The sequence below is a fragment of the Brevundimonas sp. Bb-A genome, from assembly GCF_009394735.1.
GTDB lineage: Bacteria > Pseudomonadota > Alphaproteobacteria > Caulobacterales > Caulobacteraceae > Brevundimonas > Brevundimonas aurantiaca.
The window spans coordinates 3,006,274-3,032,539 of sequence record NZ_CP045456.1; the positions used below are offsets into that span (position 1 = coordinate 3,006,274).

The following is a 26,266-nucleotide window of genomic DNA, read 5'->3' on the forward strand; positions in this document are numbered from 1 at the left end:
GATCGAACGATGAAACTGGATCGCCGCAGCCTTCTAGGTCTGTTGGGCGCGGGGGCGGCGACGCCCGCCGTCGCCCAGGCCGCCGATGGCGGTCAGGTCGCCTTCCTGCACGGCGTGGCGAGCGGCGATCCCGATCATCATTCGGCCGTCTTCTGGACCCGCGTCACCCCGGCCGATCCGTCGGCCGGGGAAATCCCGGTCGTTCTGGAAGTGGCCAAGGACGCCGAATTCACCGACATGGTGCGCCGCACCGCCGACCTGACGGCCCGGGCCGAGCGCGACTTCACCGTCAAACACGATCTGCATGGGCGCGGCCTGGAGCCCGGCCATGAGTATTTCTACCGATTCATCGCCCGCGGCGTGACCTCGCCCGTCGGTCGGGTCCGCACCCTTCCTCTGGGCGCCACGCCCCAGGTGAACCTCGCCGTGGTGTCGTGCCAGCTGTATCCGGGCGGCCTGTTCAACGCCTATGAGGCCATCTCCCAGTTGGATCGACTGGACGCCGTCGTCCACCTCGGCGACTACATCTATGAATACGGCGCCGCTCCGAACGACTACGGCATGAATACCGGTGCGCCGCTGGGCCGGTCGCCCCTGCCGCCGCATGAGATCGTCAGCCTGGCCGACTATCGAACGCGCCACGCCCAGTACAAGACCGATCCCGACCTTCAGGCCGCCCACGCCCGCGCCGCCTTCATCTGCGTCTGGGACGACCACGAGGTCGCCAACGACACCTGGATGCGAGGCGCCGAGAACCATCAGCCCGCGACCGAAGGCGACTTCGCCGCGCGCAAGGCGGCGGCTCTACGGGCCTATTTCGAATGGATGCCGATCCGCGAAGCTCGCGCCGGGACCATGAAGGAGGCGATCAACCGCAGCTTCCACTTCGGCGACCTGGCCAGCCTGCATATGGTCGAGACCCGGCTGCTGGCCCGCGTCGAACAGATGGAGTTCGCCGACATTCCCAAGACCGCCGACGGGCGGCCGGACCTCGACGCCTTCGAGGCCCAGCGCCAGGACCCGTCGCGCGATCTGCTGGGCGAGCCCCAGCGCCGCTGGCTGGGCGAGGCCATGCGCCAGTCCAAGGCCGCCGGCCGGCCGTGGCAGATCCTGGGTAATCAGGTCATTATGGCCCGGGTCAAGGGGCCGAACATCGAACAGATGGTGCCCCCCGCCCAGCTGGCCCAGATGGTCTCCGGCCTGCCCGACGACGTCCGCCCCCAGGTCGAGACCGCCATCCAGCTGTTCAGACTGGGCCTGCCGTTCAACCTGGACAGCTGGGACGGCTATCCGGCCGGACGCGAGCGTCTGTACGAGACCCTGAAACAGGCGGGGGTCGAGCCCATCGTCCTGGCCGGCGACAGCCACGCCTTCTGGGTCAATGAACTGTATGACAACGGCGGAGAGCGCCGGGCGGTCGAGTTCGGAACCTCGGCCATTTCCAGCCCCTCGCCCGGCGACCATGTCGGCGGCCTGCCCCTGGGCCTGGCGCTGCAAGCCGCCAATCCCGAGGTCAAGTTCTGCGACCAGTCGGCCAAGGGCTATGTGCTGCTGACCCTGGAGCGGGATCAGGCCGTCGGCGAACTGCGCACCGTCTCCACCATCCTGGCCAAGCCGTATGAGAACCGGACGCTGAAACGCTATCGTCTGGCGCGGACTGAGACGGGCCTGGGGCCGTTGGAAGACGTCACCGCACCCGCCTGATCGCCGCCACCGCAAGGGCAGCTCCCAAGAAACACAGGGCGGCGGCCACGAACAGGCTGCGCAAGCCCAGATCCAGCCGCTCCAACAGGACCAGGGCGATCAAGGGGGCGATCGCCTGGGGCAGGGTCACGGCCAGGTTGATCAGCCCCAGATCCTTGCCCCGATCCTGAGCCGAGGGAAGGACGTCAGTCATCAAGGCGATATCGACGGCGCCGTAGCAGCCTTGGCCCAGGCCATAGAGGGCGAAGGCGATCAGGACCAGGGTCCAGTCCGGGGTCGCCGCCATGACGGCCGCTGCGATCGTCAACAGGACCGCCCCCGTCACCCCCAGGGGCTTTCGCCGCGTCACACGCGACCCGTTGACGGCGACCACGGCGCTGACCGCGACCACCCCGACCACGGCGATGGCGGTGACAAGGGAATGACCCGCCTCAGCCGTCCGGCCGGGGAACAGCCGAGCAAAGCCGATGGCGTCGGCGATGTAGAAGAGCAGATAAAAGGCCACCAGCGAATAGCCGGTGACGACCAGGAAACGATAGGACCAGGCCAGGCTGAAGTCGCGGGTTGCAAAGGGCCTAAGCAGGCTCGCTAGGGAGAAGCGCGAAAACACCGGGCGGACCTGCGCCGACGGCGGCGGATCTTCGCGCGACAGCAGGGCGAAGGGCACGGTGGCCGCCGCGACGACGGCGGCCAGGACCGCCAGCCGCGCCGCCTCGCCCTGCGGTCCCCAGGCCATGACCACCGACCCGATCATGGCGGCCAGAGGATAGCCCATGCCCATGACGGCCGACATGGCGCTGCGCCGGTTTTCCGGCACCCGATCAGCGAAGAGGGCCAGGAGCGGCGCCAGCAGGATGTTGAACGCCAGTTGAAACCCGACGAGCGCCAGAACGAAGCCGACGGGTGTCGATGCGCGATGAAGGCCGGCGTAGCTGGCGATCGTCAGCACCGCGCCGATGATGATCCAAGGCCGTCTGCGCCCGTGCCTGGACCGGGTGCGGTCGCTGAGGGCGCCGCCGATGATGTTGCCGACCCCGGCCGCCATACAGCCCCAGAACAGGGCCTGACTGAGCAGGGGGCCTTTGGCCTCGCCGCCGATAAGCTCGGCGTGGAGAGGCGCAAGCACCTGAAGCAGGGGCGCCACGCCGATGAAGCCGCCGATATAGGCGACGGCGTAGCCGAAGAGGAAGGCCGGCCCGGCCGGCCGGGTTGGAATGCCGGCGGCCACGGGCGCGGGCGTCAGGCGCGAACGGCCCGCGCCGCCGCAAGCCCCAGCGCCTGGACGGCGGCGGCGGCGATATGGTCGGCGTTCAGCCCGGCCTGGGCGTACATCGCCGCCGGCGTGTCCTGGTCCTGGAAGACGTCGGGCAGGTTCAGGGTGCGGATCTTCAGCCCGCGATCCAGAGCGCCCTTCTCCGCCAGAAGTTGCAGGACGAAGGCGCCGAAGCCGCCCATGGCCCCCTCCTCCACCGTGATCAGGGCCTCGTGCTCGCGGGCCAGGCGCAGGATCAGATCGGCGTCCAGCGGCTTGGCGAAGCGGGCGTCGGCGACGGTGGCGGACACGCCCCGCGCCGCCAGCAGATCGGCCGCCTTCAGCGATTCCTGAAGTCGGGTGCCCAGGGACAGGATGGCGACGGTGGTCCCCTCGCGCACGATCCGGCCGCGGCCGATCTCGAACGGGGCGGCCAGTTCCGGAATCTCCACGCCCACGCCGTCGCCGCGCGGATAGCGGAAGGCGCTGGGGCGGTCGTCGATGGCCAGGCTGGTCGAGATCATGCCCGCCAGTTCGGCCTCGTCTGCGGCGGCCATCAGCACCATGCCAGGCAGGGCCCCCATGAAGCCGATGTCGAACGATCCGGCGTGGGTCGCCCCGTCGGCGCCGACCAGTCCGGCCCGGTCCATGGCGAACCGCACCGGCAGCGACTGGATCGCCACGTCATGGACCACCTGGTCGTAGCCGCGCTGGAGGAAGGTGGAATAGATGGCGCAGACCGGCTTCATCCCGTTGGCGGCCAGGCCGGCGGCGAAGGTGACGGCGTGCTGTTCGGCGATGCCGACGTCATAGGTGCGGTCGGGGAAGGCCTGGCCGAACAGGTCCAGCCCCGTGCCCGAGGGCATGGCGGCGGTGATGGCGACGATCGACGGATCGGCCTTGGCGTGTTTGATCAGTTCGGTCCCGAACACCTTGGTGTAGCTGGGCGCGTTGGAGACGGCCTTGGTCTGTTTGCCCGAGACCACGTCGAACTTGACCACGGCATGGAGTTTGTCGGCGCTGCTCTCGGCGGGGGCGTAGCCCTTGCCCTTCTGCGTCACGACATGGACCAGAACCGGCCGGTCCTCGATCGCCGCCGCCTTCTTCAGGATCGGGACCAGGTTCTCCATGTCGTGGCCGTCAATGGGGCCGACATAGTAGAAACCCAGCTCTTCGAAGAATGTGCCGCCCGTCACCATCCCACGGGCGTATTCCTCGGCCTTCTTGGCGGCGTTGCGGAACGGACGCGGCAGGTGCTGGGCGAACGAACGGCCCAGGCGGCGAACGTTCTGATAGGCGCCGCCGGACACTAGGCCAGCCAGATAGGCGCTCATGCCGCCCACCGGCGGGGCGATCGACATGTCGTTGTCGTTCAGTATGACCATCAGCTGGCCGCTGGTGGCCTCGGCCGCATTGTTCATCGCCTCATAGGCCATGCCGGCGGACATGGAGCCGTCGCCGATGACGGCGACCACCTTGTTCTTCTCGCCCTTCTGGTCGCGCGCGGCGGCGTAGCCGAGGGCGGCGCTGATCGAGGTCGAGGCGTGGGCGGCGCCGAAGGGATCGTATTCGCTCTCGCTGCGCTTGGTGAAGCCGGACAGGCCGCCGCCCTGGCGTAGGGTGCGGATCCGGTCGCGACGTCCGGTCAGGATCTTGTGCGGATAGCACTGATGACCGACGTCCCAGATCAGAATGTCCTTCGGCGTCTCGAACACATGGTGAAGCGCCGTGGTCAGCTCGACCACCCCAAGGCCCGCGCCCAGGTGGCCGCCCGTGACCGAAACCGCGTCGATGGTTTCCGCCCGCACTTCTTCCGCCAGTTGCTTGAGCTGGGCGATGTCGAAGCCCCGCATGTCGGCGGGAAACTTGACGGTGTCGAGGAGCGGGGTGTCGGGCATCAGCCGGGAAAACCTTGGAAGTCTGATCAATCAACCCGCGAGGGCGGTCGACGTTTCGTATCAGGACCGGCGCCTTAGCACAAAGTCCACGCTCGCCTTGAGGATTTCCGCCTCATCGCCAAAGGACTCCAGATGGGCGCGGGCCTGATCGGACAACAGCGCGACCCTCTGTCGCGCCTCGTCCAGCCCCAGCAGGGTGACGAAATTGGTCTTGCCCAAGGCCGCGTCCTTGCCGCCGGCGGCCTTGCCCATTTCTTCGGCCGAACCCTCGGCGTCCAGAATATCGTCGACGATCTGATAGGCCAGGCCGACGTCGTGGGCGAAGCTGATCAGGGCGTGCTGATGCTGGGCCGAAGCCTCGGCGATGATCAGCGGAATTTCGAAGGCGTAGGCGAACAGGGCGCCCGTCTTGAGCCGCTGCATCCGGGCGACCCCGCCCAGGTCGTCGCGAACCCCCAGGAGGTCGATCATCTGGCCGCCCGCCATGCCCCGCGCGCCCGAGGCCAGCGACAGCCGCGCCGCCAGCTCGCAGCGGACGGCGGGATCGTCGTGGGTGTCCTCGTGCAGAATGATGTCGAAGGCCGCCGTCTGAAGCGCGTCGCCGGCCAGGACCGCCGTGGCCTCGTCATAGGCGCGGTGGACGGTCGGGCGGCCGCGCCGCATGTCGTCGTCGTCCATACAGGGCAGGTCGTCGTGGACCAGGCTGTAGGCATGGACGCATTCCAGGGCGCAGGCGGCGCGCAGCACCGACCGCGCGTCGATGTCGAACAGCCGCGCCGCCTCAAGGGCGAAAAAGGGCCGCAGCCGTTTCCCCGGTCCCAGGGCCGCATAGCGCATGGCCTCGGTCAGGCGGGATTCCGGCCCTTCGGCGCGCGGCAACAGCTCATCCAGCGCCACCGTCACCAGATCGGCGACCTCGGCGACCCGGTCGATCACGGCCTGCTCGGGCGAATTGGCGGCGATGACCCGGTTCAAGACGATCGACCGCCCTTGGCCGCAAGAGGACGATGCGGCCTCATTCGAACGACGCCGCCTCAACGCCCTTGGCCTGGCCGTCCGGCCCGACCACGATCTTTTCGACCCGCAGTTGGGCCGCCTTCAGACGCGCCTCGCAATGGGCCTTCAGCCGGGCGCCCTCTTCGTACAGGGCGATGGATTCCTCCAGCGGCGCCTGGCCGGATTCCAGGCGCGAGACGATGGTCTCCAGACGCTGCAGCGCGTCTTCGAAGCTGAGGTCGGCGGGAATGGCGGGTGCGGCGTCGGTCATGGCGCGCGACCCTAAAGACCCGGTCGCCCCGCATCAACGGTTATGCGGCTAGCGTTTTTCGTAACGGCGCTGCGACCAGTATTTGAAGCCCTGGTTATGCACCAGTTTCCACCCGTCGGCCTTCAGACGCGCGCCGACCATATGGTTGAAATAGCCGTGGGCGAAGACCAGGACGTCCTGGCCGGTCTCGGCGCGGGCGATCAGCTTGCGGGCCGCCTGTTCGGCGCGAACCTCGGCCTGGGCCCGGGTCTCCTGGCCGCCGTGATGATCGAAGGCGTGCCACCAGAAGCGCGACACCACCCCCCACCATTTCGGCGACAGCTTGATCCAGTCGGGGATCGGCGGCGGCGGCAGGGGCGCCTCGATGAACATGACGTCCGACATCACTTCCCGCCCGGCGACGACGGCGGCGGCCGTCTCCTGGGCCCGCTGGCGGGTGGAGGCGTAGATGGCGCCGGCGCCCTGGGCGGCGGCGACCAGTTCGGGCGGGGGCGTCTGGCCCGCCAGCAGACCGCCGACCTCATACTTCGCCCACCAGTCACCGTACTGGCGCGCCGTGATCAGGCATTTGCGCGACAGGGCGGGTTCGCCATGACGGGTCAGGGTGATGGAGCCCGGCCGACCGGTCAGGGCGCGCGGCGCAACCGCCTCGGTCGGGCCGGAATCGGCGACTTCAGTCGAATCGAGAGACAGGGCGGGGACTGGCATGGCGAGCGGACGGGCCTTAGCTTTCAAGGCGTTATACGTCCTATTCCTCCCCGAGCGCGGCGACGTGTGCGACCGCGGAGCGGCCTAGTCCTTCAAGGTCGTACCCCCCCTCGAGCGCCGACACAACCTTGCCTGAGCAGGTCCGGCGCGCGACCTCCAGAACGGCGCGAGTCGCCCAGGCGAAATCCTCGGCCTCCAGAGACTGATGCGCCAGGGGATCGCGCCGATGGGCGTCGAAGCCGGCCGAGATCAGAATCAGGTCGGGCCGGAAGGCCTCCAGCGCCGGCATCAGTCCGCCGGCGAAGGTCGCGCGCCAGGTTTCACGCAGCGTATGGGGCCCGACCGGCGCATTGACGATATTGCCGACCCCGACCTCATCCGCCGCGCCCGTGCCCGGATAGAGGGGCATTTGATGGATCGAGGCCAGGAACAGGCTTTCGTCCCGCTCGAACGCCGCCTGGGTGCCGTTGCCGTGGTGGACGTCGAAATCGACCACCGCCACCCGCGCCATCCCTTCCGCCTGGGCTGCGCGCGCCGCGACCGCGACGGAGGAGAAGAGGCAGAAACCCATGGCCCGGTCCGGCTCAGCATGGTGGCCGGGCGGGCGCACGGCGGCGAAGGCGCGGGCGGTCTCGCCCCGCGCCACCGCCCGAACCGCGTCGTCCAGGGCGTCCAGAACCGCCTTGAGGCGGGCCGGACTTTCGGGATGACCGGCTCCCGGCGCATGGGCCAGCATCGACGGATGGGTGAAGATCGGCAACGAGATCATCCCCCTGACTTTGCACGGTCGACGGCGTCGCGCCAGACGGGCCCGGCGAGGAAGACGCAGCCCCCGCCTTGTGCCGAACCGTATCGGCGCCGATGTGGGACGCGACGACACGAACCCAGGAGCTTCCCCATGAAGGCCATCGGCACGACCGGCCCCCGCCCCGTTTCCGATCCCGCCGCCCTGATCGCGTTCGAGGCCGCCGAGCCGGACCTGCGCCCGCGGGATCTGCTTGTTGCGGTCAAGGCCGTCAGCCTGAACCCCGTGGATACAAAGGTGCGCAGCAGTCGGCAGCCGGACCAGCCCAGCATCCTGGGCTATGACGCCGCAGGCGTGGTGATCGGCGTCGGGGCGGAGGTCAGCCTGTTCAAGGTCGGAGACGAGGTCTTCTACGCCGGTCAGATCGACCGCCCCGGCTCGAACGCGGAGCGTCAGGCGGTGGACGAACGGATCGTGGGTCGCAAGCCGCAGTCCCTGACCTATGCCGAGGCCGCCGCCCTGCCCCTGACCGCCGTCACCGCTTGGGAACTGCTGTTCGACCGGATGAAGGCCGACCGGGACGAGGACGAGAGCCTGTTGATCGTCGGCGGCGCCGGCGGGGTCGGGTCCATCCTGATCCAGATCGCCAAGGCCATGACGAAACTGCGTGTCGTCGCCACCGCGTCTCGCCCTGAGACCCGTCAATGGTGCCTGGACCAGGGGGCGGACGCCGTCATCGACCATTCCCGCCCCATCGACGAAGCCCTGACGGAAGCCGGCGAACGGGCGCCGAAATATATCGCATCCCTGACCCACACGGCCGGCCATTTCGAGGCCCTAGCCCGCGCCGTGGCGCCCCAGGGGGTCATCGGCGCCATTGACGACTTCAAGGGTCTGCCGGTCGAACTGCTGAAGCAGAAGGCGGCCGGTTTCGTGTGGGAGTTCATGTTCACCCGGCCGGTCCACCAGACCCCCGACATGATCCGGCAGCACGAAATCCTGAACGCCGTGTCGGAGGCGGTCGACGCCGGCGCCATCCGCACCACCCTGACCCGCAACCTGGGCCGGCTTTCGGTCGAGACCCTTCTGGACGGGCATCGTCAGTTGGAAAGCGGCTCGACGATCGGCAAGGTCGCGCTGGACGGCTTCTGAGGCTAAGGGGCGGATCATGACCGAAATCCTGATCCGCTCCCCCCGCCCTGAAGACGCCGAAGCCCTGGGCGCCCTGGGTCGGCGGACCTTCGTCGAGACCTTCGTGACCGGCTTCGGCATTCCCTATCCCGAGGCGGACCTGGCGGCCTTTCTGGACGCCAGTTTCGATCCCGAGCCGACGCGGAAAAAGCTCGCCGAACCCAACGCAGCCTGGTGGGTGGCCGAGCGGGACGGCGAACTGCTGGCCTTCGCCAACGCCGGCCCCAACGGCCTGCCCCATCCGGAGGCGCGCCCGGAGCATATGGAGCTGCGCCGCCTGTATGTATCCAAGGCCGCCCAGGGTCTGGGCCTGGGCACGAAGCTGCTGACCCTGTCGCTGGACTGGATGGAGGCCCACACCCAGGGGCCGCTCTGGATCGGCGTCTGGAGCGGCAACGAAAAGGCCCAGCGCCTGTACGCCGCCTATGGGTTCAAGAAGGCGGGCGAGTATGAATACCCGGTCGGCGCCTGGCGCGACCACGAGTTCATCTTGCGGCGCGGATAGACGTTCGGCGAGCTGCGTGCTTTTCTTAAAAAAAGGGAGGAGTTCACGGTGTCAAACCGCGTCGCTGCAATTGCGCTATTGCTGGCTGCCTATTCTACAGCAGCCCATACTCAAGACACGGCGCCTGACAACAAACCGCCGAATGTTGAGGAGATCGCCACCGCCCGATCCTACGCCGACCAGTTGATCGCCTCGGCCAATGCGGCACGCTATTTCGAGAATATCACCACCGACGCTACCCCCACGGTCCGTCACAAAGCCAGCGGCATGGTGTGCGCCTTCTCAGACCCGGAATACGACAAGATCACCATCTACCCCGCTGCAGCCTCGATTGGGGAAGGTGAGGACGTGGGATGCAACACGCGCCTGCTGGAAGTTAACTTCACTAGCTACGCCACACGCTATGCGCGATACTTCAGCGAGGAAGCCATAATTCAAGACACAATGAACGCGATTGTGCAGCGATGGCCGGATGCAAAGCCCCACGCCGAGGGGCTGATTACCGCTACCATCAACGATGCCCCGGCCCAGCGCGTCGCCGGCTATGATATCAAGATCGACGGTCGTCCCATGCTCACACTCGTTCTGGTGACCCATCAAGGCGAATGGAGTTTCAAGGGGCGTGTGACGGGACCGTCAGAAGGCGATACGCCCACAAACCTCGTGGGCGCGATCATGTTCTCGCGCAGCCTCCCGACAGAGAAAGTCGCTCCCTAAAGCTTCGGCTTTGCGGCATTAAGAGCCCATGCTCCTGCCCTTCTTCACCGCCCTCCGCGACGCCAAGATTCCGGTGTCGATGAAGGAATGGCTCCATCTGATGGAGGCCATGGATCACGATCTGGCGGGCCGCGAGGTCGAGACCTTCTACCACCTGTCGCGCGCGGTGCTGGTCAAGGACGAGAAACACTATGACCGGTTCGACCAGGTGTTCGGGACCGTGTTCAAGGGCGTCGAATCTGTCGGCGCGGGCGAAGATCTGACGACCGACATCCCCGAGGAATGGCTGCGGCTGCTCAACGAGAAATATCTGACCGACGACGAAAAGGCCCAGATCGAGGCGCTCGGTGGGTTCGACAGGCTGATGGAGACGCTGAAACAGCGGCTGGAGGAGCAGAAGGAACGCCATTCCGGCGGCTCGAAATGGATCGGCACAGGCGGGACCAGCCCCTTCGGTCACGGCGGCTATAATCCGGAAGGCGTGCGGATTGGCGGACCCGGACGACATGGCCGGGCCGTCAAGGTCTGGGAGAAGCGCGAGTTCAAGAACCTGGACGACACGGTCGAACTGGGCACGCGCAACATCAAGGTTGCCTTGCGTCGCCTGCGCCGGTTCGCGCGCGAAGGGGCGGCGGAAGAGCTGGACATCGACGGCACCATCGACGGCACGGCGCGCCAGGGCTGGCTGGACATCCAGATGCGGCCAGAGCGACGCAACACGATCAAGGTGCTGCTGTTCCTGGACATCGGCGGTTCGATGGACGGCCACATCAAGCTGGTGGAGGAGCTGTTCTCGGCCGCCCGGACCGAGTTCAAGAACCTGGAATTCTTCTATTTCCACAACTGCCTGTACGAAGGCGTCTGGAAAGACAACCGGCGGCGTCACACCGAGCGGATCGCCACCTGGGACCTGCTGCACAAATACCCCGGCGACTGGCGCGCCATCTTCGTCGGCGATGCGACCATGAGCCCCTATGAGATCACCATGCCCGGTGGTTCGGTCGAACACTGGAACGAGGAGGCCGGGGCGGTGTGGATGAAGCGGGCCCGTCAGCAGTGGGACAAGTCGGTCTGGCTGAACCCGGTGCAGGAACGGTATTGGAGCTACACCGCCTCGGTCGGCCTGTTGCGGGAGCTGATGGACGACCGAATGTTCCCCCTGACGCTGGAAGGGCTCGACAAGGCGATGCGGGCGCTGACAAGGTAGGTTCGCCTGCGGGGCGAGCCGTCCCGTGGATTGTGAAAGAGGCCAGAGACATGCTCGCCGCCTTCGCCCTGCTTCTTCTGGCCCAACAGGCCGCCCCGACCGTGGTGTGGGAGGCGCCGCCCGCCGCCGAAGCCCCGCCGCCGCGTCCCGCCCACAATGTTCCGGAATGGGGTCTCGCCGATCCGTTCGGCTATGAGCGGGCGCGGTGCAGCCCGCAGCTGCGCGGCGCGAGATCGCTGGAAGTCTGTCAGGCCGAGGTTCGCGCCCAGCTGGCCCTGGCTCTGGGGCCGGATCTGCCCGACGCCCTGCGCCCTGAGGGGATGGCGGGCGACTGCCAGATGGCCCAGGCGGCCCAGGGCGGCTCGTCCTACGGCCTGCAGTGCGGCCCCCAGTCGCGGGCGCCGACCGACTCTCCCCGGCCCAAGGAGGTGGATTGCCGCCCCCGTCCCGAACGGGGCGGCTTCAGCTCGGAATGCCGACCGGTTGGGGCGCCCCAGGACAAGGGGCTGACGCTGAAGCTATGGGGTGACTGACCCGAACGAAAACGCCGCCCGCGACTGCGGACGGCGTTGAACGTCTTTAAATAGTCGGTCGCGTCAGTTGCGATTGTCGCGCAGGCTGTCCTTCACGCCGCCGACCGCGTTTTGGACCTTGCCTTCGACCTGGTCCGCCTTCCCCTCAGCCTGAAGCTTGGAATCGCCGGTCATCTTGCCGACGCCTTCCTTGATCTTGCCGCCGACATTCTTGGCGGAGCCTTCAATACGGTCATGATCTGCCATGGGAATTCTCCTGTTTCGAGCGACGCCGCGATGGCGCTGCAAGGTGAAGGAGAAACGGGAGCGGGTCCGGGCCGTTCCGTAAGGCTCAGCTTGCCCGGCGCAGCCACACCGCGACCGCCCAGGCGTGGGAGTCGTGGCGGAGGCGCGACAGAGCCACGGTCGGGTCCAGCCAGACCAGGGTGTGATCATCCTCGCACTTGGCCTGGGGGTTCTCGGCCGTGACCGTCGCGGTCCAGAAGCCGCCGACGTTGCAGAGGGGCTCGCCGGTGCTTTTCAGATGATACTGGCCCGCCTCGGCGATGCGGTTCAGAGGCGTCACAGACAGGCCGGTCTCCTCGACGAACTCGCGCACCAGGGCCTCGACCTCGGTCTCCTCGCCGTCCACCGCCCCGCCGGGAAGATCGAAATAGGCGCCGGCCGGTCGTTCGACCCGGACGCAGGCGATCAGGCCGTCGCGCTCCACCACGCCGAAGGCCGTGGCGCGGTGGCGATAGTCGAGCGCGGGATTACGAAGGCCGAACTGAAGCATGATGCAGATCCGACCTTAGAGGTCGAACGCCAACTTGGCGCGCACGCCCTTGTGCGCCGCGTCGAACTCGACGGCTGAGCGCAGGCCCGAGGCCATGGCCGAAATGATCTTGCCGCCCAGGCCGGTGCCCTTGGGTGTTCCGTCTCCCAGACCCGGACCGTCGTCTTCGACCGTCAACAGGGCGCGATGCTCGCCGTCCGGCTTCAGACTGATGCGGATCTCCCCGCCCTGCCCAGGCTGATAGGCGTATTTCACCGCATTGGTGACCAGTTCGGCGACGACGACGCCCAGGGACACGGCCTGATCCGTCGTGACCCAAAGGGGAGCGGCGTCGACGACCAGACGCGGCGAACCTTCGCCGGGCCCGAGCGACTTGGACAGCTCGTCCATCAGGCCCTGCAGATATTCGTCCATCGCCACCCGGCTCATGTCGCCGGAGGTGTAGAGGCGGCGATGGACGTGGGCCACGGCCTCGATCCGGGCCTGGGATTCACGCAGAGCCTCGCGCGCGCCCTCGTCGCTGATGTGGCGCATCTGCAGGGACATGAAGCTGGACACCAGTTGCAGCGAATTGCCGACGCGGTGATTGACCTCGCGCAGCATGGCCTCGGCGCGGTCGCGGGCCAGACGGATCTCTTCCTGGGCGATCTCGTTCTCGCGCTGAAGCCGCCGACGCAGCAGGGCGTCCTCCAGGGCCGAGCGCAGCAGGGAGGTGAAGTCCTCGGACACGTCCTTGATGACATAGTCCGCGGCCCCGGCGCGCAGGGCGGCGACGGCGATCCGCCCGTCCTGAGCCCCCGTCACATAGACCACGGGCGGCGGGGCCGGCAGGGCCAGGATGTCCGGCAGGACGTCCAGACCGTCCCGGCTGGGCATATAGTGGTCCAGGGCGCAGATGTCGTACTGGTTGGCGGCGAGCAGCTCCAACCCCGCGTCGCCGTCCGGGGCGCAGGTGACGGCGTAGCCGTGGCGGGTCAGTTCCTTCTCGACCAGCCGCGACAGGCCGCGGTCGTCGTCGATGTAGAGCAGACGAATGGGGCCGGACAGTCCGATCGTTAAATCTCCGGCGCCTGCATGACCGAAAGGAAGAGACCCAGCTGACGGATCGCGCCGGCGAAGGACTCATAATCGACAGGCTTGGTGATGTAGACGTTGCAGCCCAGGTCGTAGCAGCGCTGGATTTCGACCTTGTCGTCAGTGGTGGTCAGAACCACGACGGGCGCCCGCTTCAAACGGTCGTCGGCCTTCACCTTTTCCAGAATGTCCGTGCCCGACATGTCAGGCAGGTTCAGGTCCAGCAGGATCAGCAGCGGGCCGTTGGCCAGGATTTCCGCGCTGAACAGATAGTCCAGAGCCGCGCCGCCCTCGTCGAAATGCTTGATCTCGTTGCTGATGTTGGCGCGACGGATGTTCTTTTCGATCAGTTTGGCGTGACCGTGGTCATCCTCGACCATGATGATTTTGACGGCTTGCGTCACAGTACGCCTCCAGGTTCCGACAGGATCAGTCGTTTGGGGAATTTCAGGAGGAAAGTCGAGCCCTTGCCAAGCTCGGACTCGATATCGATCGTGCCGCCGATGCGCCGAACGCTGTTGCGGACGAAGGCCAGGCCCAGGCCCTCGCCTCTTCGGTCCTGTTTCCCGGAGCGCCGGAACAGTTCGAAGATGCGTTCGTGGTCCCGCGCGGCGATTCCTCGCCCGTTGTCCGCGACCCGATAGACGACCCAGCCCCCGGGCAGGTCTTCGCCCGATATGACGATTTCGCCAGGGCGGCCGGCGTCCAGATATTTGACAGCATTGTCGACCAGATTGCCCAGAATCTGCTCCATCGACAGGCGGTCGCTTTCGATCGACGGCAGGGCCTCCACCCGGATCTGGGCGCCGGCGGCCTCGGTCTGATGGTGGACGCTGTCGGCGATGTTGCGGGCCATGGCCGTCATGTCCAGGGTCTCCGGCAGGAGATTGCGACGCCCCTCGCGCGACAGGCGCAGGATGGCGTTGATGAGCCGGTCCATCTTCTCGGTCGAGGCGCGGATGAAGCCCAGGGCCTCGGGCATGTCTTCACGCACGGCGGTGACGATGTCGGCCGGCACCTCGCCCTCCGCCTCGGCCTCCGTCACGCCGCGCTCGATGATCTTCCCGGCCTGCTCCAGTTCGGACGTGTAGCCCATCACATTGACCAGGGGCGCGCGCAGATCGTGGCTGACGATATAGGCGAAGCGCTGGATTTCCTCATTGGCGCGGGTCAGGGCGGCGGTGCGGTCGCGCACCATGTCCTCCAGGCCGGCGTTGATGGCGGCCACCTCCTCGCGCGCGTGCTGAATCTCGCCGACATAGCGCCGCACCATCCAGGCCGAGAGCAGCGCAAGGACCAGGACCAGCAGGCCGGTGATGGCGTTCATCACCACGGTCATCATGGCGGCGCGCTCGGACACGCGGGTCCGTTCGGCGATGCGCGCGGACTTGAAGGCGTCGAAATCGTCGATGGTCTGGCGCAGCTCGTCCATATAGCGTTTGCCTTCGCCGGACCGCACCGTCTGGATCGCCTGGCCGATGCGGCCCTCACGCGCCAGGGCCAGGGTCGCCTCCATCTCCCTCAGCTTGGCGTCGGAGAGCCGACGAATTTGGGCCACCGGCGCCCGGAGCGTCGGGTCGGCCGCCGCGCCTTCTTCGAGAAACGCCAGGGCGGGCTCGCGCGCGGCCCGCGCCTCCTCAAAGGGCGTCAGGAAATCGCTGCGGCCGGTCAGCAGAAAGCCGCGCTGAGCGGTTTCGGCGTTCAACATGGCGATCAGGACCGAGCGGGACTGGCGCCGCATCTGCTGGGCGTGTTCGATCGCATCGTTCACCGCCGCCGTGCGCTGGATCATCACGAAGGTCGAGATGTTGACCGTCAGCAGCAGGACGAAGGCCAGGACCAGCAGGCCGGTGACGGACCGCGCCAGGGAGGGCGTGCGCACAAATTCGCTGAACCGCGACCAGCTTTGGCTCGAGGGAAGTTTCATGCGGCGCAGCATTAGCGGCGACCGAGGCTGCGTCAAACGGCAGTCACACGAAACTCTTGGGCCTTTCGCGTCTTCTGATGCGTATGGTCTGGCTTGCCGGTCTGCGGCGGGCGGAAAACGGGGGGAAGAGCGATGATCTGGTGGTGGTGGATTTTACCGGCGGCGGCGGCCCTGATCGGCCTGGTTCTGCTGGTCCGCGGCTTGCGCGCCCTGTTCGGCGGCAGGGCGGTGCGGGGCGTGGCGGGCGCGGCGCTCGGCGGCGGCGTCCTCTGGCTGGCGTCCCTGGCGACCCTGTTCGGCCTGAACCTTCAGACCTACGACCGGCTGACCTATGAACGTCCGGTGGCGAGCCTGGAACTGAGGCGCCTCGGGCCGCAGTATTATGAGATCGAGCTGACGCCCCTGTCGCAGGACAGGCCGGCCGCAGCGACCCTCTATCCTGTCCACGGCGACGACTGGCGGATCGACGCCCAGGTGCTGAAGTGGAAACCTTGGGCCAATGTGCTGGGTCTGGATTCCCAATATCGGCTGGAACGCCTGTCGGGTCGCTATCGCACGGTCGAACAGGAGTTGACCGCCGAACGCAGCGCCTATGATCTGGCGGCCATCGAGGAAAACGCCCGCAACGGCGCCCTGCCCTATAAGGTCGAGGCCTGGGACGCGATCCGGCGTTACCGGCGCTACATCGACGCCGCCGATACCCTCTACGGCTCGGCCGCCTATATGCCGATGGCCGAGGGCGCGCGCTATGAGGTCTGGATCACCCAGTCCGGCCTGATCGCCCGCCCGGTCAATGAGGCCGCGCGCGCCGCCTCCGCCGGCGGCTGGACGGTCGCCGACTAGACCTGGCCCAGGGTCCGAAGCTTGGCGCGGGGGTGGATTTCGTTCTGGCTCATGACCACCGTCTGGCCCCGGAACCGCTCGATGATCGAGCGGACATAGGGGCGAGTCTGGGGCCCGGTCAGCAGGACGGGATTCTCGCCGGACATGGCGATCCGTTCGAAGGTGTCGCGGACGGCGCGGATGAAGTCCTGCAGCCGCGACGGCGCCATGGCCAGCTGCTTGTCCTCGCCGCCGCCGATCAGGCTTTCGGCGAAGGCGTTCTCCCATTCGGGCGACAGGGTGACGATCGGCAGGGCGCCGTCGCCGCCCTGGTGCTGCCAGCACAGCTGACGGGCCAGGCGGGCGCGGACGTGTTCGACCAGGGTGGTGACGCTGGTGCTGTGGGGCGCGGCCTCGGCCAGCCCTTCCAGAATGGCGGGCAGATCGCGGATCGACACCTTCTCGCGCAGCAGGGCCTGAAGCACCCTTTGCAGGGTGGTGACGCTGACGACGCTGGGGATCAGCTCCTCGACCAGCTTCTTCTCTTCGGTTCCCAACTCCTTCAGCAGCTTCTGCACCTCGCCGTAGGACAGCAGGTCCGCCATATTCTCCTTCAGGATCTCGGTCAGGTGCGTCGTCAGGACCGTGGAGGGATCGACCAGCGTATAGCCGTGGAAGGTCGCTTCTTCGCGCAGGGTTTCGCTGATCCAGGTGGCGGGCAGGCCGAAGGCGGGCTCGCGCATATGTTCGCCCGGCAGATCCACCTGGCCCCCCGCCGGGTCCATCGCCATCAGATGCCCTAGACGCACCTCGCCCGCCCCAGCCTCCATCTCCTTGATGCGGATGGCGTAGCCCTGGGTCGGCAGGCGCATATTGTCCAGAATGCGGACCTGCGGCATGACGAAGCCGTATTCCTGGGCCAGCGATCGACGGAGCGCCTTGATCTGGTCGGTCAGACGCCGCCCTTCCAGATCATTGATCAGGCTGAGCAGCGAATAGCCCAGCTCGATCTTGACCTCGTCGATCGTCAGCACGTTCGAGATCGGCTCTTCGACCTCCTCCTTGGGGGCGGCCGCAGCGGCGACCTCGGCCTCCGTCGGCTGGGGCTTGAGCCGTTGGCGGCCCAGGCGCCAGGCCATGAAGCCCGAACCGATGGCCAGGGCGGCAAAGGGGATCAGCGGCATGCCGGGGATCAGGCCGATCAGACCCGCCGCCCCCGACACCACGCCCAGAGACACGGGGTTGGTGGCCAGCTGGGTCACCAGGGCCTTGTCCGCCGTGCCCTCGACGCCGGCCTTGGACACCAGGAAGCCGGCGGCGATCGAGATGATGATGGCCGGCACCTGGGTGACCAGACCGTCGCCGATGGTCAGCTGCACATAGGTGTTGGCGGCGTCCATGGCCGGCATGCCGTGCTGCAGGGTGCCGATCAATATGCCGCCGATGGCGTTGATGAAGGTGATGATCAGGCCGGCGACGGCGTCGCCGCGCACGAACTTCGAGGCGCCGTCCATGGCCCCGAAGAAGGTCGATTCCTGCTCCAGCTCCTTGCGGCGCAGCTTGGCCTGGTCCTCGGTGATCAGGCCCGACGACAGGTCGGCGTCGATCGCCATCTGCTTGCCCGGCATGGAGTCCAGGGTGAAGCGGGCCGAGACTTCGGCGATCCGGGTCGAACCCTTGGTGATGACGACGAAGTTCACCACCAGGATGATGGCGAAGATGATCACACCGATGATGAAGTTGCCGCCCATCATCAGCTCGCCGAAGGCGTTGATCACCTGGCCGGCGCTGTCGTGCCCTTCCTGACCGTGGGTCAGGATCAGCCGCGTCGAGGCCAGGTTCAGGCCCAGGCGGAACAGGGTCGAGACCAGCAGAACCGTCGGGAAGATGGCGAAGTCCAGCGGCTTCTTCATCATCACGGCGGTCATCAGGATCAGCACGGACGAGACCAGCGAGATCGCCAGCAGCAGGTCCAGAAGCATCTTCGGAACCGGCAGGATCAGCAGCATGATCACCCCGATCACGCCGACCGCCATCAGCACTTCGCCGCGGTTGATCCAGCTCAGCACGTCGCGACCGGTGGGGCGCGCCATGCCGTCCTTCATCATGATCGGCGCATCAGTCACGGCCCAGGGCCTTCAAGGCGCGGCGGGTGGCCTCGGCGATCACGGCGTCGCGCTGATCCTCCGTCGCCGAGGCGGCGCCGGTGAAATAGGCGGCGATGATGACCGGCGAACCGCTGAGCGGGGTCAGCATGCCCACGTCGTTCGTCGTGCCGCGGGCGCCCGAGCCGGTCTTGTGCGCGACGCTCCAACCCTCGGGCGCGCCCGCCTTGATCCGGTTGGGGCCGGTCGGGGAGGCGGTCAGCCAGCCGTGCAGCAGGGCGTCGTGCGCCGGCGTCAGTCGATCGCTGAAGGCCATTTCGCGGATGTTGGCGACGGTCTGTTCCGGCAGGCAGGTGTCGCGCGGATCGTCAGGCAGGGCGGTGTTCAAGTCCGGCTCCAGCCGAGAGATGACGGTCGTCGTGTCGCCGAAGGTCGGCCACCACGAACGCCATACGCCGATTCCGCCCATCTCGCGGATCAGGATATTGGCGGCCGGATTGTCGCTGACCTCCACCGCCGCCTGCATCAGTTCGCGGATGGTGAGCGTCCGCCCCACCGCCTTTTCGGTCACGGGCGCATGGGGAATGATGTCGGCCGAGGTGATGCGGACCGGCCGGTCCAGCCTTTCCTCGTCCCGCTGCACCCTTTGCAGGATGGCCGCCGCCAGAAAGGGTTTGAAGGTCGAGCAGAAGGGAAACCGCTCCTGGCTGCGCCACAGCGCCCGCACCCCGCTGCCGACGTCCAGGGCGGCGACGCCCAGCCGCCCGCCCCAACGCGTCTCCAGATCGTTCAGGAACAGGTCCGGGGCCGCCTCGGCCTTGACCTTGGTCTGGCTGCGCGGCGTGCAGGCGGCCAGGCCCAGCGCGCCTGCGCCGGCCATCAGCCTCCGCCTGTCCAGACCGCGCCCCATGCTCAGGCGGCGTAGCCCGAGGCCGAGACGCCGGATTGCGGGGCGGGAATGACCGTCCCCTCCTCGGCGTATTCGTTCAGCTTGTTGCGCAGGGTCCGGATGGAGATGCCCAGGATGTTGGCCGCATGGGTGCGATTGCCCAGACAGTGGGTCAGGGTGTCCAGGATCAGGGTCTTCTCCATCGCCGCCACCGTCTGGCCGACGAAGCTGCGGGTCACGGCGTCGGCCGCCTGGGCCGCCCGGGCCGCAACGCCGCCGCCATAGGGGTTCCCCACGGCCGCCGTTCCCATCATGCCGCCGCCTTCCGCCGTCAGCGGCTGGCCGTCCGGCAGGCGGATGGCGTCCACATCGATCTCGGGTCCGGTCGCCAGCAGCACGGCCCGGTGCATGGCGTTTTCCAGCTCACGGACGTTGCCGGGCCAGCGGTGGGCGCTGATCGCCTGACGCGCCCGCGCCGACATCGGCCGCTCGGGCACGCCGTTGGCCGCCGCATATTTCTTGATGAAGTGATCGGCCAGCACCCCGATGTCGCCCGGCCGTTCGCGCAGGGCCGGCAGGCGCAGATTGACGACGTTCAGCCGGTACAGAAGGTCTTCGCGGAACGTGCCTTCCGCGACGGCCTTGGCCAGATCGCGGTTGGAGGTGGCGATGATGCGGATATTCACCGGCACGGGCTTGGAGCCGCCCACCCGGTCGATCACCCGCTCCTGGATGGCGCGCAGCAGCTTGGCCTGGAGCCGGGCGTCCATCTCGGAGATTTCGTCCAGCAGCAGGGTGCCGCCGTCGGCCTCTTCGAACTTGCCGATCCGGCGGGCGACGGCGCCCGTGAAGGCGCCCTTCTCGTGACCGAACAGTTCCGATTCCAGCAGATTATCGGGAATGGCCGCGCAGTTGACGCTGATGAAGGGCTTTTCGGACCGGCGCGAATGGTCGTGCATGTAGCGCGCCATCACCTCCTTGCCGACGCCGCTTTCGCCGGTGATCAGGATGGAGGCTTCGGAGCGCGCCACCTGATCGGCCAGTTGCAGCACCGCCTTCATCGCCGGATCGGCCGAGATCATCGGCTTTTCGTCGTCGGCGACGGCGGCCAGGACCGCCGCTATCATCTCCGCATCGGGCGGCAGGGGGATGAACTCCTTGGCCCCGGCCTTGATGGCGGCGGCCGCCTCGCGGGCGTCGGCGTCGACCCCGAAGGCCACCACCGGCACAGTGATCCGCTCGGCCTCGTTCGCGGCGATCAAGGCGGCGATGTCGAGCTGATAATCGACCATCAGCAGGTCGGCGCCCTGCCCCCGTCGAAGCTGTTCTGTCGCCTGATCCGCGCGCTCGACGTGACTGACCTTGGCGCCGTGCGCCATGGCCATCTTCACCGCCGAAGCGAGCTGTCCGCTCAGTCTGCCTACCACCAGAAGACGCATCGTTCTTCTCCTCTAATCCTTCACCCGGTCCGACGCGCAGCGCGCGTCAGCCGCCCGAGTCCTCAGTCTTGATGATTTCCGTCATGGTCACGCCCAGCCGATCCTCGACCACGACGACCTCGCCGCGTGCGATCAGACGGTTGTTGACGAAAATGTCGATCGCCTCGCCGACCTTGCGGTCCAGCTCCAGCACCGAACCCTTGTTCAGCTTCAGCAACTGGGCGACCGACATGTGCGACTTGCCCAGCACGGCCGAGATATTGACCGGAACCTCGAACACCGTCGCCAGATCGGCGGCGGTTTTTTCGCCCGCGTCGTCGGCGACGGCCAGGGCGGTGGAGTCGGGAAATTCCTCGAGCGATAGATCGTCGGAGGCCATCAGAACTCACTCCGGTCGGTGTGGATTGGGGGTTCGGCGTGTCCCGTCTCGGCCGCCAGGGCGGCGCTCAGGGCCTCCGCGACGCGGGCGGCGGAACCTTCGGGATCGTGATCGGCGCGACCGTCGGCCCACTCCAGCTGGAAGGCGGCGACCGCCATGCCGGGTTCGTCGCGGAAGGCGACGACGCCGGTGAAGCCGCTGTCGGCGCAGGCCTGTTCGATCTGTCCGCGCACCACCTCGTCCAGGCCCGAGGCCCGGATCACCAGGCGCGGCGAGGCGTCGATCTCTTGAGCCAGGGACTCCAGGGCGGCGCGCAACGGCGCCTGGGGGAAGCGGTGCAGGGCGGCGTCGGCGATGGCCCGCGCCGCCGCCAGGGCCAGGTCGGCGGACTGTTCGCGATGGGTCTGGGCGACGGTTCGCAGCGACGGCAGGGCGGCGGCGGCGGCCTGGGCGATGTTGGTCAGGGCCATGGCCCGGATGTTTTCGACCTCGGCGAGGGCCTCCTGGCGCGCCTCCAGCCGGGCGGTGGCGACCAGGGCCTCGACCTCTGCGGGCATGTAGCTGCGTTTGACCGGCTTCCAGGCGCTTGCGCGCACCACCGCGCCGTCGGCGTCGAACTCGGTGTCAAAGGCGAAGGGGGTGCTCATGTCAGTAGATCAACTCGTCGTCGGAGCCTTGGCCGGCCAGCATGATCTCGCCGCGCGCGGCCAGATCCTTGGCGACCTGGACCATGGCCATCTGGGCCCCATCCACGTCCTTCAGCCGCACCGGCCCCATGGACTCCATGTCTTCGCGCAGGATCTTGGCGGCGCGTTCGGACATGTTGGAGAAGAACATCTCCCGCAGCCCTTCGGAGGCCCCCTTCATCGCCAGGCCCAGCGAGTCCTTGTCCACGGCCCGCAGAAGGGTCTGAACCCCGCCCGGATCCAGCTTGGACAGGTCTTCGAAGACGAACATCAGGGCGCGGATGCGTTCGGCGGATTCGCGGTTGCGCTCTTCCAGGGCGCCGATGAAGCGCGCCTCGGTCTGTCGGTCGAAACTGTTGAAGATGTCGGCCATCATTTCGTGGCTGTCGCGCTTGGAGGTGCGCGCCAGGTTCGACATGAATTCGGTGCGAAGGGTCGCCTCGATCTTGTCCAGGATTTCGCGCTGGACAGGCTCCATTCGCAGCATCCGCTGGACGCATTCCAGGGCAAAATCCTCCGGCAGGGCCGTCAGCACCCGGGCGGCGTGGTCGGACTTCACCTTGGACAGGATGACGGCGACGGTCTGGGGATATTCGTTCTTCAGATAGTTGGCGAGAACCGCCTCGTTCACATTGCCCAGCTTGTCCCACATGGTCCGGCCGGCCGGACCGCGGATTTCCTCCATCAAGCCGTCGACGCGATCCTTGGGCAGGAAGGCGCTGAGCAGCTTCTGGGTCTGTTCGAAACTGCCCATGACGGCGCCCGTGCCCGACAGGCCGGACACGAACTCCAGCATCAGGGCCTCGACCGCCTCGGCCGTCACATTGCCCAGGGTCGCCATGGCCTGGGAGATCTCCTTGACCTCCTCGTCGTCCAGCCTCTCCCACAGGGCGGTGTGGTCTTCGCCCAGGGCCAGCAGGATGACGGCCGCCTTCTCGGGGCCGGTCAGCCGATTGGGGTCCTCGATGACCGGCTTTTTCGAAACCAGCTTGGCCATCAGCCTTCCGCCACCCAGTTGCGCAGGATGTTGGCGGCCTCGTCAGGATGGGCCTGGACGAAGTCGGCGACCTTCTTGACCGAAGACGCCTTCACCTGCCCTTCGATACGGGCAATGTCGATCTTCTGGTCCATTTCGTTCGGCGCAGGCAGTTGCACCAGCTGGGGCTGGCCGTCCGGGCCGATGACGGTCGTGGTCAAGGTGGCGACCGGCGTGCCGTCCGGGGCGGCCAGAGCCGGCGCTCCAGGACCGGCCGCCCCGCCCGAGCCGGCCGTCTTCAGCAGGGGCCGCAGGACGAAGAAGATCAGCAGCAGCGCCACCACCGCCAGAATGCCCAATTCAATCAGGCGCATGACGTCGGTCTTGGAGAAGTCCAGCAGCGAAGGCTTGTCGTCCAGCCCCCCGGGCAGGCCGGTGTCGCGGTTGAAGCGGACGTTGATGACCTCGATCTTGTCGCCGCGGGCCTCGTCTATGCCGGCCGCCGCCGCGACCAGGGACTTGATCTGAGCGATCTCCTCGGCCGAGCGCGGCGCATAGGTCGGCTCTCCCTTGCCGTCGGCGGCCGGGGTCCATTTGCCGTCCACGGCGACGGCGACGGCCAGCTTCTTGACCTCGCCCGGCTCCTTGGTGGTCGTGGTGGTGGTGTTGGAGATTTCGTAGTTTGTCGTCTCGGCGTTCTCGGCGGTGGTCGAGCCGGCCGGCGTGGTCGCGGGCGGGGCGCCGCCCGGGATGTTGTTCGCCGCCGTCACGCCGCCGTCGTTCTGGCCGGTCGTGTCCGAGGACTGCGAGCCGTTGGCCGTGGTCGAACGCACGACCTGGCCGTCGGGATCGAACTTCTGTTCCTGGGTGGTGGAGCGGCTTTGGTCGATGTCGGCCGTCACCTGGACCCGCGCCGAGCCGACGCCGACGACGCCCTCGACGATGTCCTTGATGCGCGCCTGAAGCTGGGCCTCGGTATTGCCCTTGGTTTCGGCCGCAGAGGCCGAGGTGAAGCCGCCGTCGTCGCCGGCCGCCAGGGTGCGGTTGTTCTGATCGGCCACCGTGACCCGGTCCGGCTTCAGATTGGGCACGGACGAGGCCACCAGATTGCGGATGGCCCGCACCTGATCCGCCGTCAGATCCCGCCCGCCCAGGCCGACCAGCACGGCGGCGGTGGGTTCGCCCGCAGCAGCGGTGAACATCTCGCGACGCGGCATGGTGATGTGGACGCGGGCGGCGGTGATGCCGCGCATCGACATGATGGTGCGGGCCAGTTCGCCTTGCAGGGCGCGCTGTTCGTTCAGCTGCTGCTGGAACTCGGTCTGGCCCAGGACCGACTGATTGTCGAAGATTTCGTAGCCGACCGAGCCGGAGGTCACGAGCCCCTTTTCGGCGATCAGCATCCGCGCCGTGCCCACGTCGTCGCGATTGACCATGACGGTCGAGCCGTCGCCCTTGGAGGCGTATTTGATGCCGGCCTGCTGCAGGGCGGCGGTGATTTCGCCGGCTTCGCGCAGATCGAGGTTGGAATAGAGCAAGGCGTCCGGCGCCTGGCCCACGCGCAGCATGACGGCGACCAGGACGGCGGTCACGCCCGCGGCGACGCCGAGGACGGCGGCCAGACGACCGATCCCGAACTTCTGCAACGCCGCCGTAAAGCCGCCCACGCGCCCACGCCCCAAACTCACGGGAGACACCGACGCCCCGCTAGGCAGAAAATGCCGTGTCGATGGTAAATGGGCCGTTAAGAGACCTTTACGGGCGAACCGCCGCTTCCAGCTCAGTCAGGACCGGTGGCGCGCCGGACGGCAGGGCCGCCCTGGGATCCTTCAGCCAGGCGGCGATGTCGCGATAGACGATCTCGGCGTCCAGATCGCGGTCCAGCAGGTGCCAGCTGTCGGGATACCAGGCCGTCTTCAAGCCGCCGCCCTCGGCCACGGCCCTTTGCAGGGCCTTCTTCATCTGATCCCTTTTCACGATCTGATCGTGCGCGCCGTACATCAGAAGGGCGTCGCCGCGGATGCGGCCCAGGCTGCGCGACGCCGTCTCCATCAGATCGACCAGGCCGTAGATGGTGTCGAACCGGGTGGCCAGGATGCTTTGCGGGTCGCGGCCGTTGCGGACCAGCTCCAGCGTGTTGCTGGAGGCGTGGATGTCGCGCGTGATGAAGCTGGGCGGCTCCAGGGCCACGCCGCCCGCCAGACGCGCGGCGATGTTCAGGACGGCGCTGTTCAACGGCCCCTGGGTCGACCAGCCCCAGACGCCGGGCGCCAGCAGCACCACCCGGTCGGCGTCGGGCGGATCGTCCGATCCGAAGGCGGCGGCGGCCACCGATCCCCCCATGCTCTCGCCGACCACGGCGATGACGGCATGGGGATGGCGCGCGCGGGCCAGGGCCGTCGCCTCGCGCAGGTCCTGGGTCATCTTGGCGGTCCCCGCCCAGACGCCCCGCCCCGGCGCGGCGCCGAAGCCGCGCTGGTCATAGGCCCAGGTCTCGATTCCCTGTTCGGCCCACCAGGGTCCGGCCAGTCGGAAGCTGGCGGCGTGGTCGTTCATGCCGTGCAGGGCGACGATGACCGCCCAGGGCTCACGGTCGGTCGGCCCCCAGCGCATCAGAGGCAACCGCGCTCCGTCCGACATGACCAGGGCGCGATCCTCCACATGGGGTCCGGCGAAGCCCGCCGGCGGCGTCATCGGCGGCTGGATGTGGGGCGCGACGCAACCGGTCAGGCCCAAGACCAGTCCTGCGGCCGCGATCAGCCCTCTGGAGGTCATGTGCACATCCTCATCGACGCCAGGATCGAGGCGACCCGCATCCGCAGATAGGGGATCACCTCTTCCTCGAACCACGGATTCCGTCTCAGCCAGGCGGTATTGCGCCAGGACGGGTGCGGAAGCACCAGATGGTCGGGGGCGTAGTCTCGCCAGGCTCGCACCGTCTCGGTCATATTGCGTCGGGTCCGTGCGCCCAGGGCCCAGGCCTGGGCGTAGCCGCCGACCAGAAGCGTCAGCTCCATCTGCGGCAGGGCCTGCATCAGCGACGGCCGCCACAGGTCGGCGCAGTGCGCGGGCGGCGGATAGTCGCCCCCTTTCGGCGCCGTGCCGGGATAGCAGAAGGCCTGGGCCGCCACCCCGATGCGGCGGTCGGCGTAGAAGGTCTCATAGTCCACCCCCATCCAGTCGCGCAGCCGGTCGCCAGACGGATCGGTGAAGGGCAGGCCGCTTTCATGCACCCGCCGCCCCGGCGCCTGGCCGCAGATCAAGAGCCGCGTCTCGGGAAAGACCCGAACGACCGGGCGCGGCGTATGCGGCAGCACGCCCGCGCAGGCGCGACAGGCGCGGATGTCGCTCAGAAGGGCGTCGAGACTTCCCACGCCCCGCTCATCCCCGCGAAGGCGGGGACCCAGATCATTGGGGGCTTTCCTCTCGCCGATTTTCAGCGATGCCGATCCCAAAAGCCTTGCCTC

At 67.6% G+C, this 26,266-nt stretch carries 27 protein-coding genes; 7 read left to right on the forward strand and 20 right to left on the reverse strand.

Translation table 11 applies throughout. The features are described from left to right. The first annotated feature begins 9 nt into the window (after window positions 1-9). Entirely contained in the window at window positions 10-1,704 is a 1,695-nt protein-coding gene (locus BSP_RS14800; protein WP_152950840.1) for an alkaline phosphatase, read from the forward strand. On the opposite strand, the gene BSP_RS14805 is transcribed toward BSP_RS14800, so the two are convergent. The 6 genes from BSP_RS14805 to BSP_RS14830 form a co-directional block, all read right to left on the reverse strand. After that, window positions 1,688-2,932 (reverse strand): MFS transporter, encoded by a 1,245-nt coding sequence (locus tag BSP_RS14805; RefSeq protein WP_152950841.1) that lies wholly within the window; start codon window positions 2,930-2,932, stop codon window positions 1,688-1,690. The two genes, BSP_RS14800 and BSP_RS14805, sit on opposite strands and share 17 nt — an antisense overlap. A gap of 11 nt (window positions 2,933-2,943) precedes the next feature. Then, window positions 2,944-4,854, reverse strand: a complete 1,911-nt coding sequence (gene dxs / locus BSP_RS14810) for a 1-deoxy-D-xylulose-5-phosphate synthase (RefSeq protein ID WP_370513362.1) — start codon at window positions 4,852-4,854, stop codon at window positions 2,944-2,946. A 60-nt stretch (window positions 4,855-4,914) separates the two neighbouring features. Beyond that, window positions 4,915-5,790, reverse strand: a complete 876-nt coding sequence (locus tag BSP_RS14815; RefSeq protein WP_152951165.1) for a polyprenyl synthetase family protein — start codon at window positions 5,788-5,790, stop codon at window positions 4,915-4,917. A gap of 79 nt (window positions 5,791-5,869) precedes the next feature. Continuing rightward, window positions 5,870-6,121, reverse strand: coding sequence for an exodeoxyribonuclease VII small subunit (locus BSP_RS14820; RefSeq protein WP_054766482.1), 252 nt, complete (start codon window positions 6,119-6,121; stop codon window positions 5,870-5,872). A 48-nt stretch (window positions 6,122-6,169) separates the two neighbouring features. Next, window positions 6,170-6,829 carry a histidine phosphatase family protein gene (locus BSP_RS14825; RefSeq protein WP_152950842.1) on the reverse strand — a complete coding sequence of 220 codons (660 nt, stop codon included), beginning with the start codon at window positions 6,827-6,829 and terminating at the stop codon, window positions 6,170-6,172. 40 nt (window positions 6,830-6,869) lie between these two features. Further along, window positions 6,870-7,595 carry a histone deacetylase family protein gene (locus BSP_RS14830; protein ID WP_194167035.1) on the reverse strand — a complete coding sequence of 242 codons (726 nt, stop codon included), beginning with the start codon at window positions 7,593-7,595 and terminating at the stop codon, window positions 6,870-6,872. Between the two features lie 132 nt (window positions 7,596-7,727). Here BSP_RS14830 and BSP_RS14835 point away from each other — a divergent pair, with 132 nt between their 5' ends. Genes BSP_RS14835 through BSP_RS14855 form a run of 5 tightly spaced genes read left to right on the forward strand, consistent with a single transcriptional unit; the run spans window position 7,728 to window position 11,727 of the window. Next, entirely contained in the window at window positions 7,728-8,726 is a 999-nt protein-coding gene (locus tag BSP_RS14835) for a zinc-binding alcohol dehydrogenase family protein (protein ID WP_152950843.1), read from the forward strand. Window positions 8,727-8,742: 16 nt separating this feature from the next. Further along, window positions 8,743-9,270, forward strand: coding sequence for a GNAT family N-acetyltransferase (locus BSP_RS14840; RefSeq protein ID WP_152950844.1), 528 nt, complete (start codon window positions 8,743-8,745; stop codon window positions 9,268-9,270). Between the two features lie 48 nt (window positions 9,271-9,318). After that, window positions 9,319-9,987, forward strand: a complete 669-nt coding sequence (locus tag BSP_RS14845; RefSeq protein WP_152950845.1) for a hypothetical protein — start codon at window positions 9,319-9,321, stop codon at window positions 9,985-9,987. A gap of 28 nt (window positions 9,988-10,015) precedes the next feature. Beyond that, window positions 10,016-11,194: a VWA domain-containing protein gene (locus BSP_RS14850; RefSeq protein ID WP_152950846.1), complete on the forward strand. Its 1,179-nt coding sequence runs from the start codon at window positions 10,016-10,018 to the stop codon at window positions 11,192-11,194. 50 nt (window positions 11,195-11,244) lie between these two features. Next, window positions 11,245-11,727: a hypothetical protein gene (locus BSP_RS14855; RefSeq protein WP_054766489.1), complete on the forward strand. Its 483-nt coding sequence runs from the start codon at window positions 11,245-11,247 to the stop codon at window positions 11,725-11,727. A 63-nt stretch (window positions 11,728-11,790) separates the two neighbouring features. Here BSP_RS14855 and BSP_RS14860 read toward each other — a convergent pair whose 3' ends face one another. From BSP_RS14860 to BSP_RS14880, 5 genes are all read right to left on the reverse strand, one after another. Next, window positions 11,791-11,973, reverse strand: coding sequence for a CsbD family protein (locus BSP_RS14860; RefSeq protein ID WP_054766490.1), 183 nt, complete (start codon window positions 11,971-11,973; stop codon window positions 11,791-11,793). Window positions 11,974-12,058: 85 nt separating this feature from the next. Further along, window positions 12,059-12,502 carry an NUDIX domain-containing protein gene (locus BSP_RS14865; RefSeq protein ID WP_152950847.1) on the reverse strand — a complete coding sequence of 148 codons (444 nt, stop codon included), beginning with the start codon at window positions 12,500-12,502 and terminating at the stop codon, window positions 12,059-12,061. 15 nt (window positions 12,503-12,517) lie between these two features. Continuing rightward, on the reverse strand, window positions 12,518-13,555 hold the full coding sequence (locus tag BSP_RS14870) for a histidine kinase dimerization/phosphoacceptor domain -containing protein (RefSeq protein WP_152950848.1): 1,038 nt from the start codon (window positions 13,553-13,555) through the stop codon (window positions 12,518-12,520). Window positions 13,556-13,557: 2 nt separating this feature from the next. Beyond that, window positions 13,558-13,980 carry a response regulator gene (locus BSP_RS14875; protein ID WP_224761032.1) on the reverse strand — a complete coding sequence of 141 codons (423 nt, stop codon included), beginning with the start codon at window positions 13,978-13,980 and terminating at the stop codon, window positions 13,558-13,560. Further along, a complete protein-coding gene (locus tag BSP_RS14880) occupies window positions 13,977-15,503 on the reverse strand; it encodes a CHASE3 domain-containing protein (protein ID WP_227975983.1) in 1,527 nt (508 codons plus the stop codon). Before BSP_RS14880 ends, BSP_RS14875 begins: the two co-directional genes overlap by 4 nt. Before the next feature lie 132 nt (window positions 15,504-15,635). Between BSP_RS14880 and BSP_RS14885 the strand changes: the two genes are divergently transcribed. Then, entirely contained in the window at window positions 15,636-16,346 is a 711-nt protein-coding gene (locus tag BSP_RS14885; protein WP_054766493.1) for a hypothetical protein, read from the forward strand. On the opposite strand, the gene flhA is transcribed toward BSP_RS14885, so the two are convergent. From flhA to BSP_RS14930, 9 genes are all read right to left on the reverse strand, one after another. Next, window positions 16,343-18,433: a flagellar biosynthesis protein FlhA gene (gene flhA / locus BSP_RS14890; protein WP_152951167.1), complete on the reverse strand. Its 2,091-nt coding sequence runs from the start codon at window positions 18,431-18,433 to the stop codon at window positions 16,343-16,345. The genes BSP_RS14885 and flhA overlap by 4 nt on opposite strands. 10 nt (window positions 18,434-18,443) lie before the next feature. After that, window positions 18,444-19,340, reverse strand: coding sequence for a class A beta-lactamase (gene bla, locus BSP_RS14895; RefSeq protein ID WP_370513363.1), 897 nt, complete (start codon window positions 19,338-19,340; stop codon window positions 18,444-18,446). A 2-nt stretch (window positions 19,341-19,342) separates the two neighbouring features. Beyond that, window positions 19,343-20,758, reverse strand: coding sequence for a sigma-54-dependent Fis family transcriptional regulator (locus BSP_RS14900; protein ID WP_054766495.1), 1,416 nt, complete (start codon window positions 20,756-20,758; stop codon window positions 19,343-19,345). Between the two features lie 46 nt (window positions 20,759-20,804). Beyond that, a complete protein-coding gene (gene fliN / locus BSP_RS14905; protein ID WP_054766496.1) occupies window positions 20,805-21,137 on the reverse strand; it encodes a flagellar motor switch protein FliN in 333 nt (110 codons plus the stop codon). Then, window positions 21,137-21,784, reverse strand: a complete 648-nt coding sequence (locus tag BSP_RS14910) for a flagellar assembly protein FlbE (RefSeq protein WP_152950850.1) — start codon at window positions 21,782-21,784, stop codon at window positions 21,137-21,139. The genes fliN and BSP_RS14910 overlap by 1 nt, the downstream gene beginning before the upstream one ends. Window position 21,785: 1 nt before the next feature. Beyond that, the gene (gene fliG, locus BSP_RS14915) at window positions 21,786-22,820 is read right to left on the reverse strand and encodes a flagellar motor switch protein FliG (protein WP_054766498.1); all 1,035 of its coding nucleotides are present in this window, start codon (window positions 22,818-22,820) and stop codon (window positions 21,786-21,788) included. Beyond that, on the reverse strand, window positions 22,820-24,466 hold the full coding sequence (gene fliF / locus BSP_RS14920; RefSeq protein WP_152951169.1) for a flagellar basal-body MS-ring/collar protein FliF: 1,647 nt from the start codon (window positions 24,464-24,466) through the stop codon (window positions 22,820-22,822). Before fliF ends, fliG begins: the two co-directional genes overlap by 1 nt. An 88-nt stretch (window positions 24,467-24,554) precedes the next feature. Then, a complete protein-coding gene (locus tag BSP_RS14925) occupies window positions 24,555-25,574 on the reverse strand; it encodes an alpha/beta fold hydrolase (protein ID WP_152950851.1) in 1,020 nt (339 codons plus the stop codon). Beyond that, window positions 25,571-26,173: a uracil-DNA glycosylase family protein gene (locus tag BSP_RS14930; protein WP_152950852.1), complete on the reverse strand. Its 603-nt coding sequence runs from the start codon at window positions 26,171-26,173 to the stop codon at window positions 25,571-25,573. The genes BSP_RS14925 and BSP_RS14930 overlap by 4 nt, the downstream gene beginning before the upstream one ends. Between the last annotated feature and the right edge of the window lie 93 nt (window positions 26,174-26,266).

Bases quoted from the DNA above. Each gene is read 5' to 3' on its own strand.
- fliG (WP_054766498.1), bottom strand. From the start codon at position 22,820: ATGGCCAAGCTGGTTTCGAAAAAGCCGGTCATCGAGGACCCCAATCGG.
- BSP_RS14800 (WP_152950840.1), top strand. From the start codon at position 10: ATGAAACTGGATCGCCGCAGCCTTCTAGGTCTGTTGGGCGCGGGGGCG.
- BSP_RS14835 (WP_152950843.1), top strand. From the start codon at position 7,728: ATGAAGGCCATCGGCACGACCGGCCCCCGCCCCGTTTCCGATCCCGCC.
- BSP_RS14925 (WP_152950851.1), bottom strand. From the start codon at position 25,574: ATGACCTCCAGAGGGCTGATCGCGGCCGCAGGACTGGTCTTGGGCCTG.
- BSP_RS14910 (WP_152950850.1), bottom strand. From the start codon at position 21,784: ATGAGCACCCCCTTCGCCTTTGACACCGAGTTCGACGCCGACGGCGCG.
- BSP_RS14860 (WP_054766490.1), bottom strand. From the start codon at position 11,973: ATGGCAGATCATGACCGTATTGAAGGCTCCGCCAAGAATGTCGGCGGC.
- bla (WP_370513363.1), bottom strand. From the start codon at position 19,340: ATGGGGCGCGGTCTGGACAGGCGGAGGCTGATGGCCGGCGCAGGCGCG.
- BSP_RS14825 (WP_152950842.1), bottom strand. From the start codon at position 6,829: ATGCCAGTCCCCGCCCTGTCTCTCGATTCGACTGAAGTCGCCGATTCC.
- BSP_RS14865 (WP_152950847.1), bottom strand. From the start codon at position 12,502: ATGCTTCAGTTCGGCCTTCGTAATCCCGCGCTCGACTATCGCCACCGC.
- BSP_RS14840 (WP_152950844.1), top strand. From the start codon at position 8,743: ATGACCGAAATCCTGATCCGCTCCCCCCGCCCTGAAGACGCCGAAGCC.
- flhA (WP_152951167.1), bottom strand. From the start codon at position 18,433: ATGATGAAGGACGGCATGGCGCGCCCCACCGGTCGCGACGTGCTGAGC.
- dxs (WP_370513362.1), bottom strand. From the start codon at position 4,854: ATGCCCGACACCCCGCTCCTCGACACCGTCAAGTTTCCCGCCGACATG.
- fliN (WP_054766496.1), bottom strand. From the start codon at position 21,137: ATGGCCTCCGACGATCTATCGCTCGAGGAATTTCCCGACTCCACCGCC.
- BSP_RS14885 (WP_054766493.1), top strand. From the start codon at position 15,636: ATGATCTGGTGGTGGTGGATTTTACCGGCGGCGGCGGCCCTGATCGGC.
- BSP_RS14900 (WP_054766495.1), bottom strand. From the start codon at position 20,758: ATGCGTCTTCTGGTGGTAGGCAGACTGAGCGGACAGCTCGCTTCGGCG.
- BSP_RS14850 (WP_152950846.1), top strand. From the start codon at position 10,016: ATGCTCCTGCCCTTCTTCACCGCCCTCCGCGACGCCAAGATTCCGGTG.
- BSP_RS14855 (WP_054766489.1), top strand. From the start codon at position 11,245: ATGCTCGCCGCCTTCGCCCTGCTTCTTCTGGCCCAACAGGCCGCCCCG.
- BSP_RS14880 (WP_227975983.1), bottom strand. From the start codon at position 15,503: ATGAAACTTCCCTCGAGCCAAAGCTGGTCGCGGTTCAGCGAATTTGTG.
- BSP_RS14820 (WP_054766482.1), bottom strand. From the start codon at position 6,121: ATGACCGACGCCGCACCCGCCATTCCCGCCGACCTCAGCTTCGAAGAC.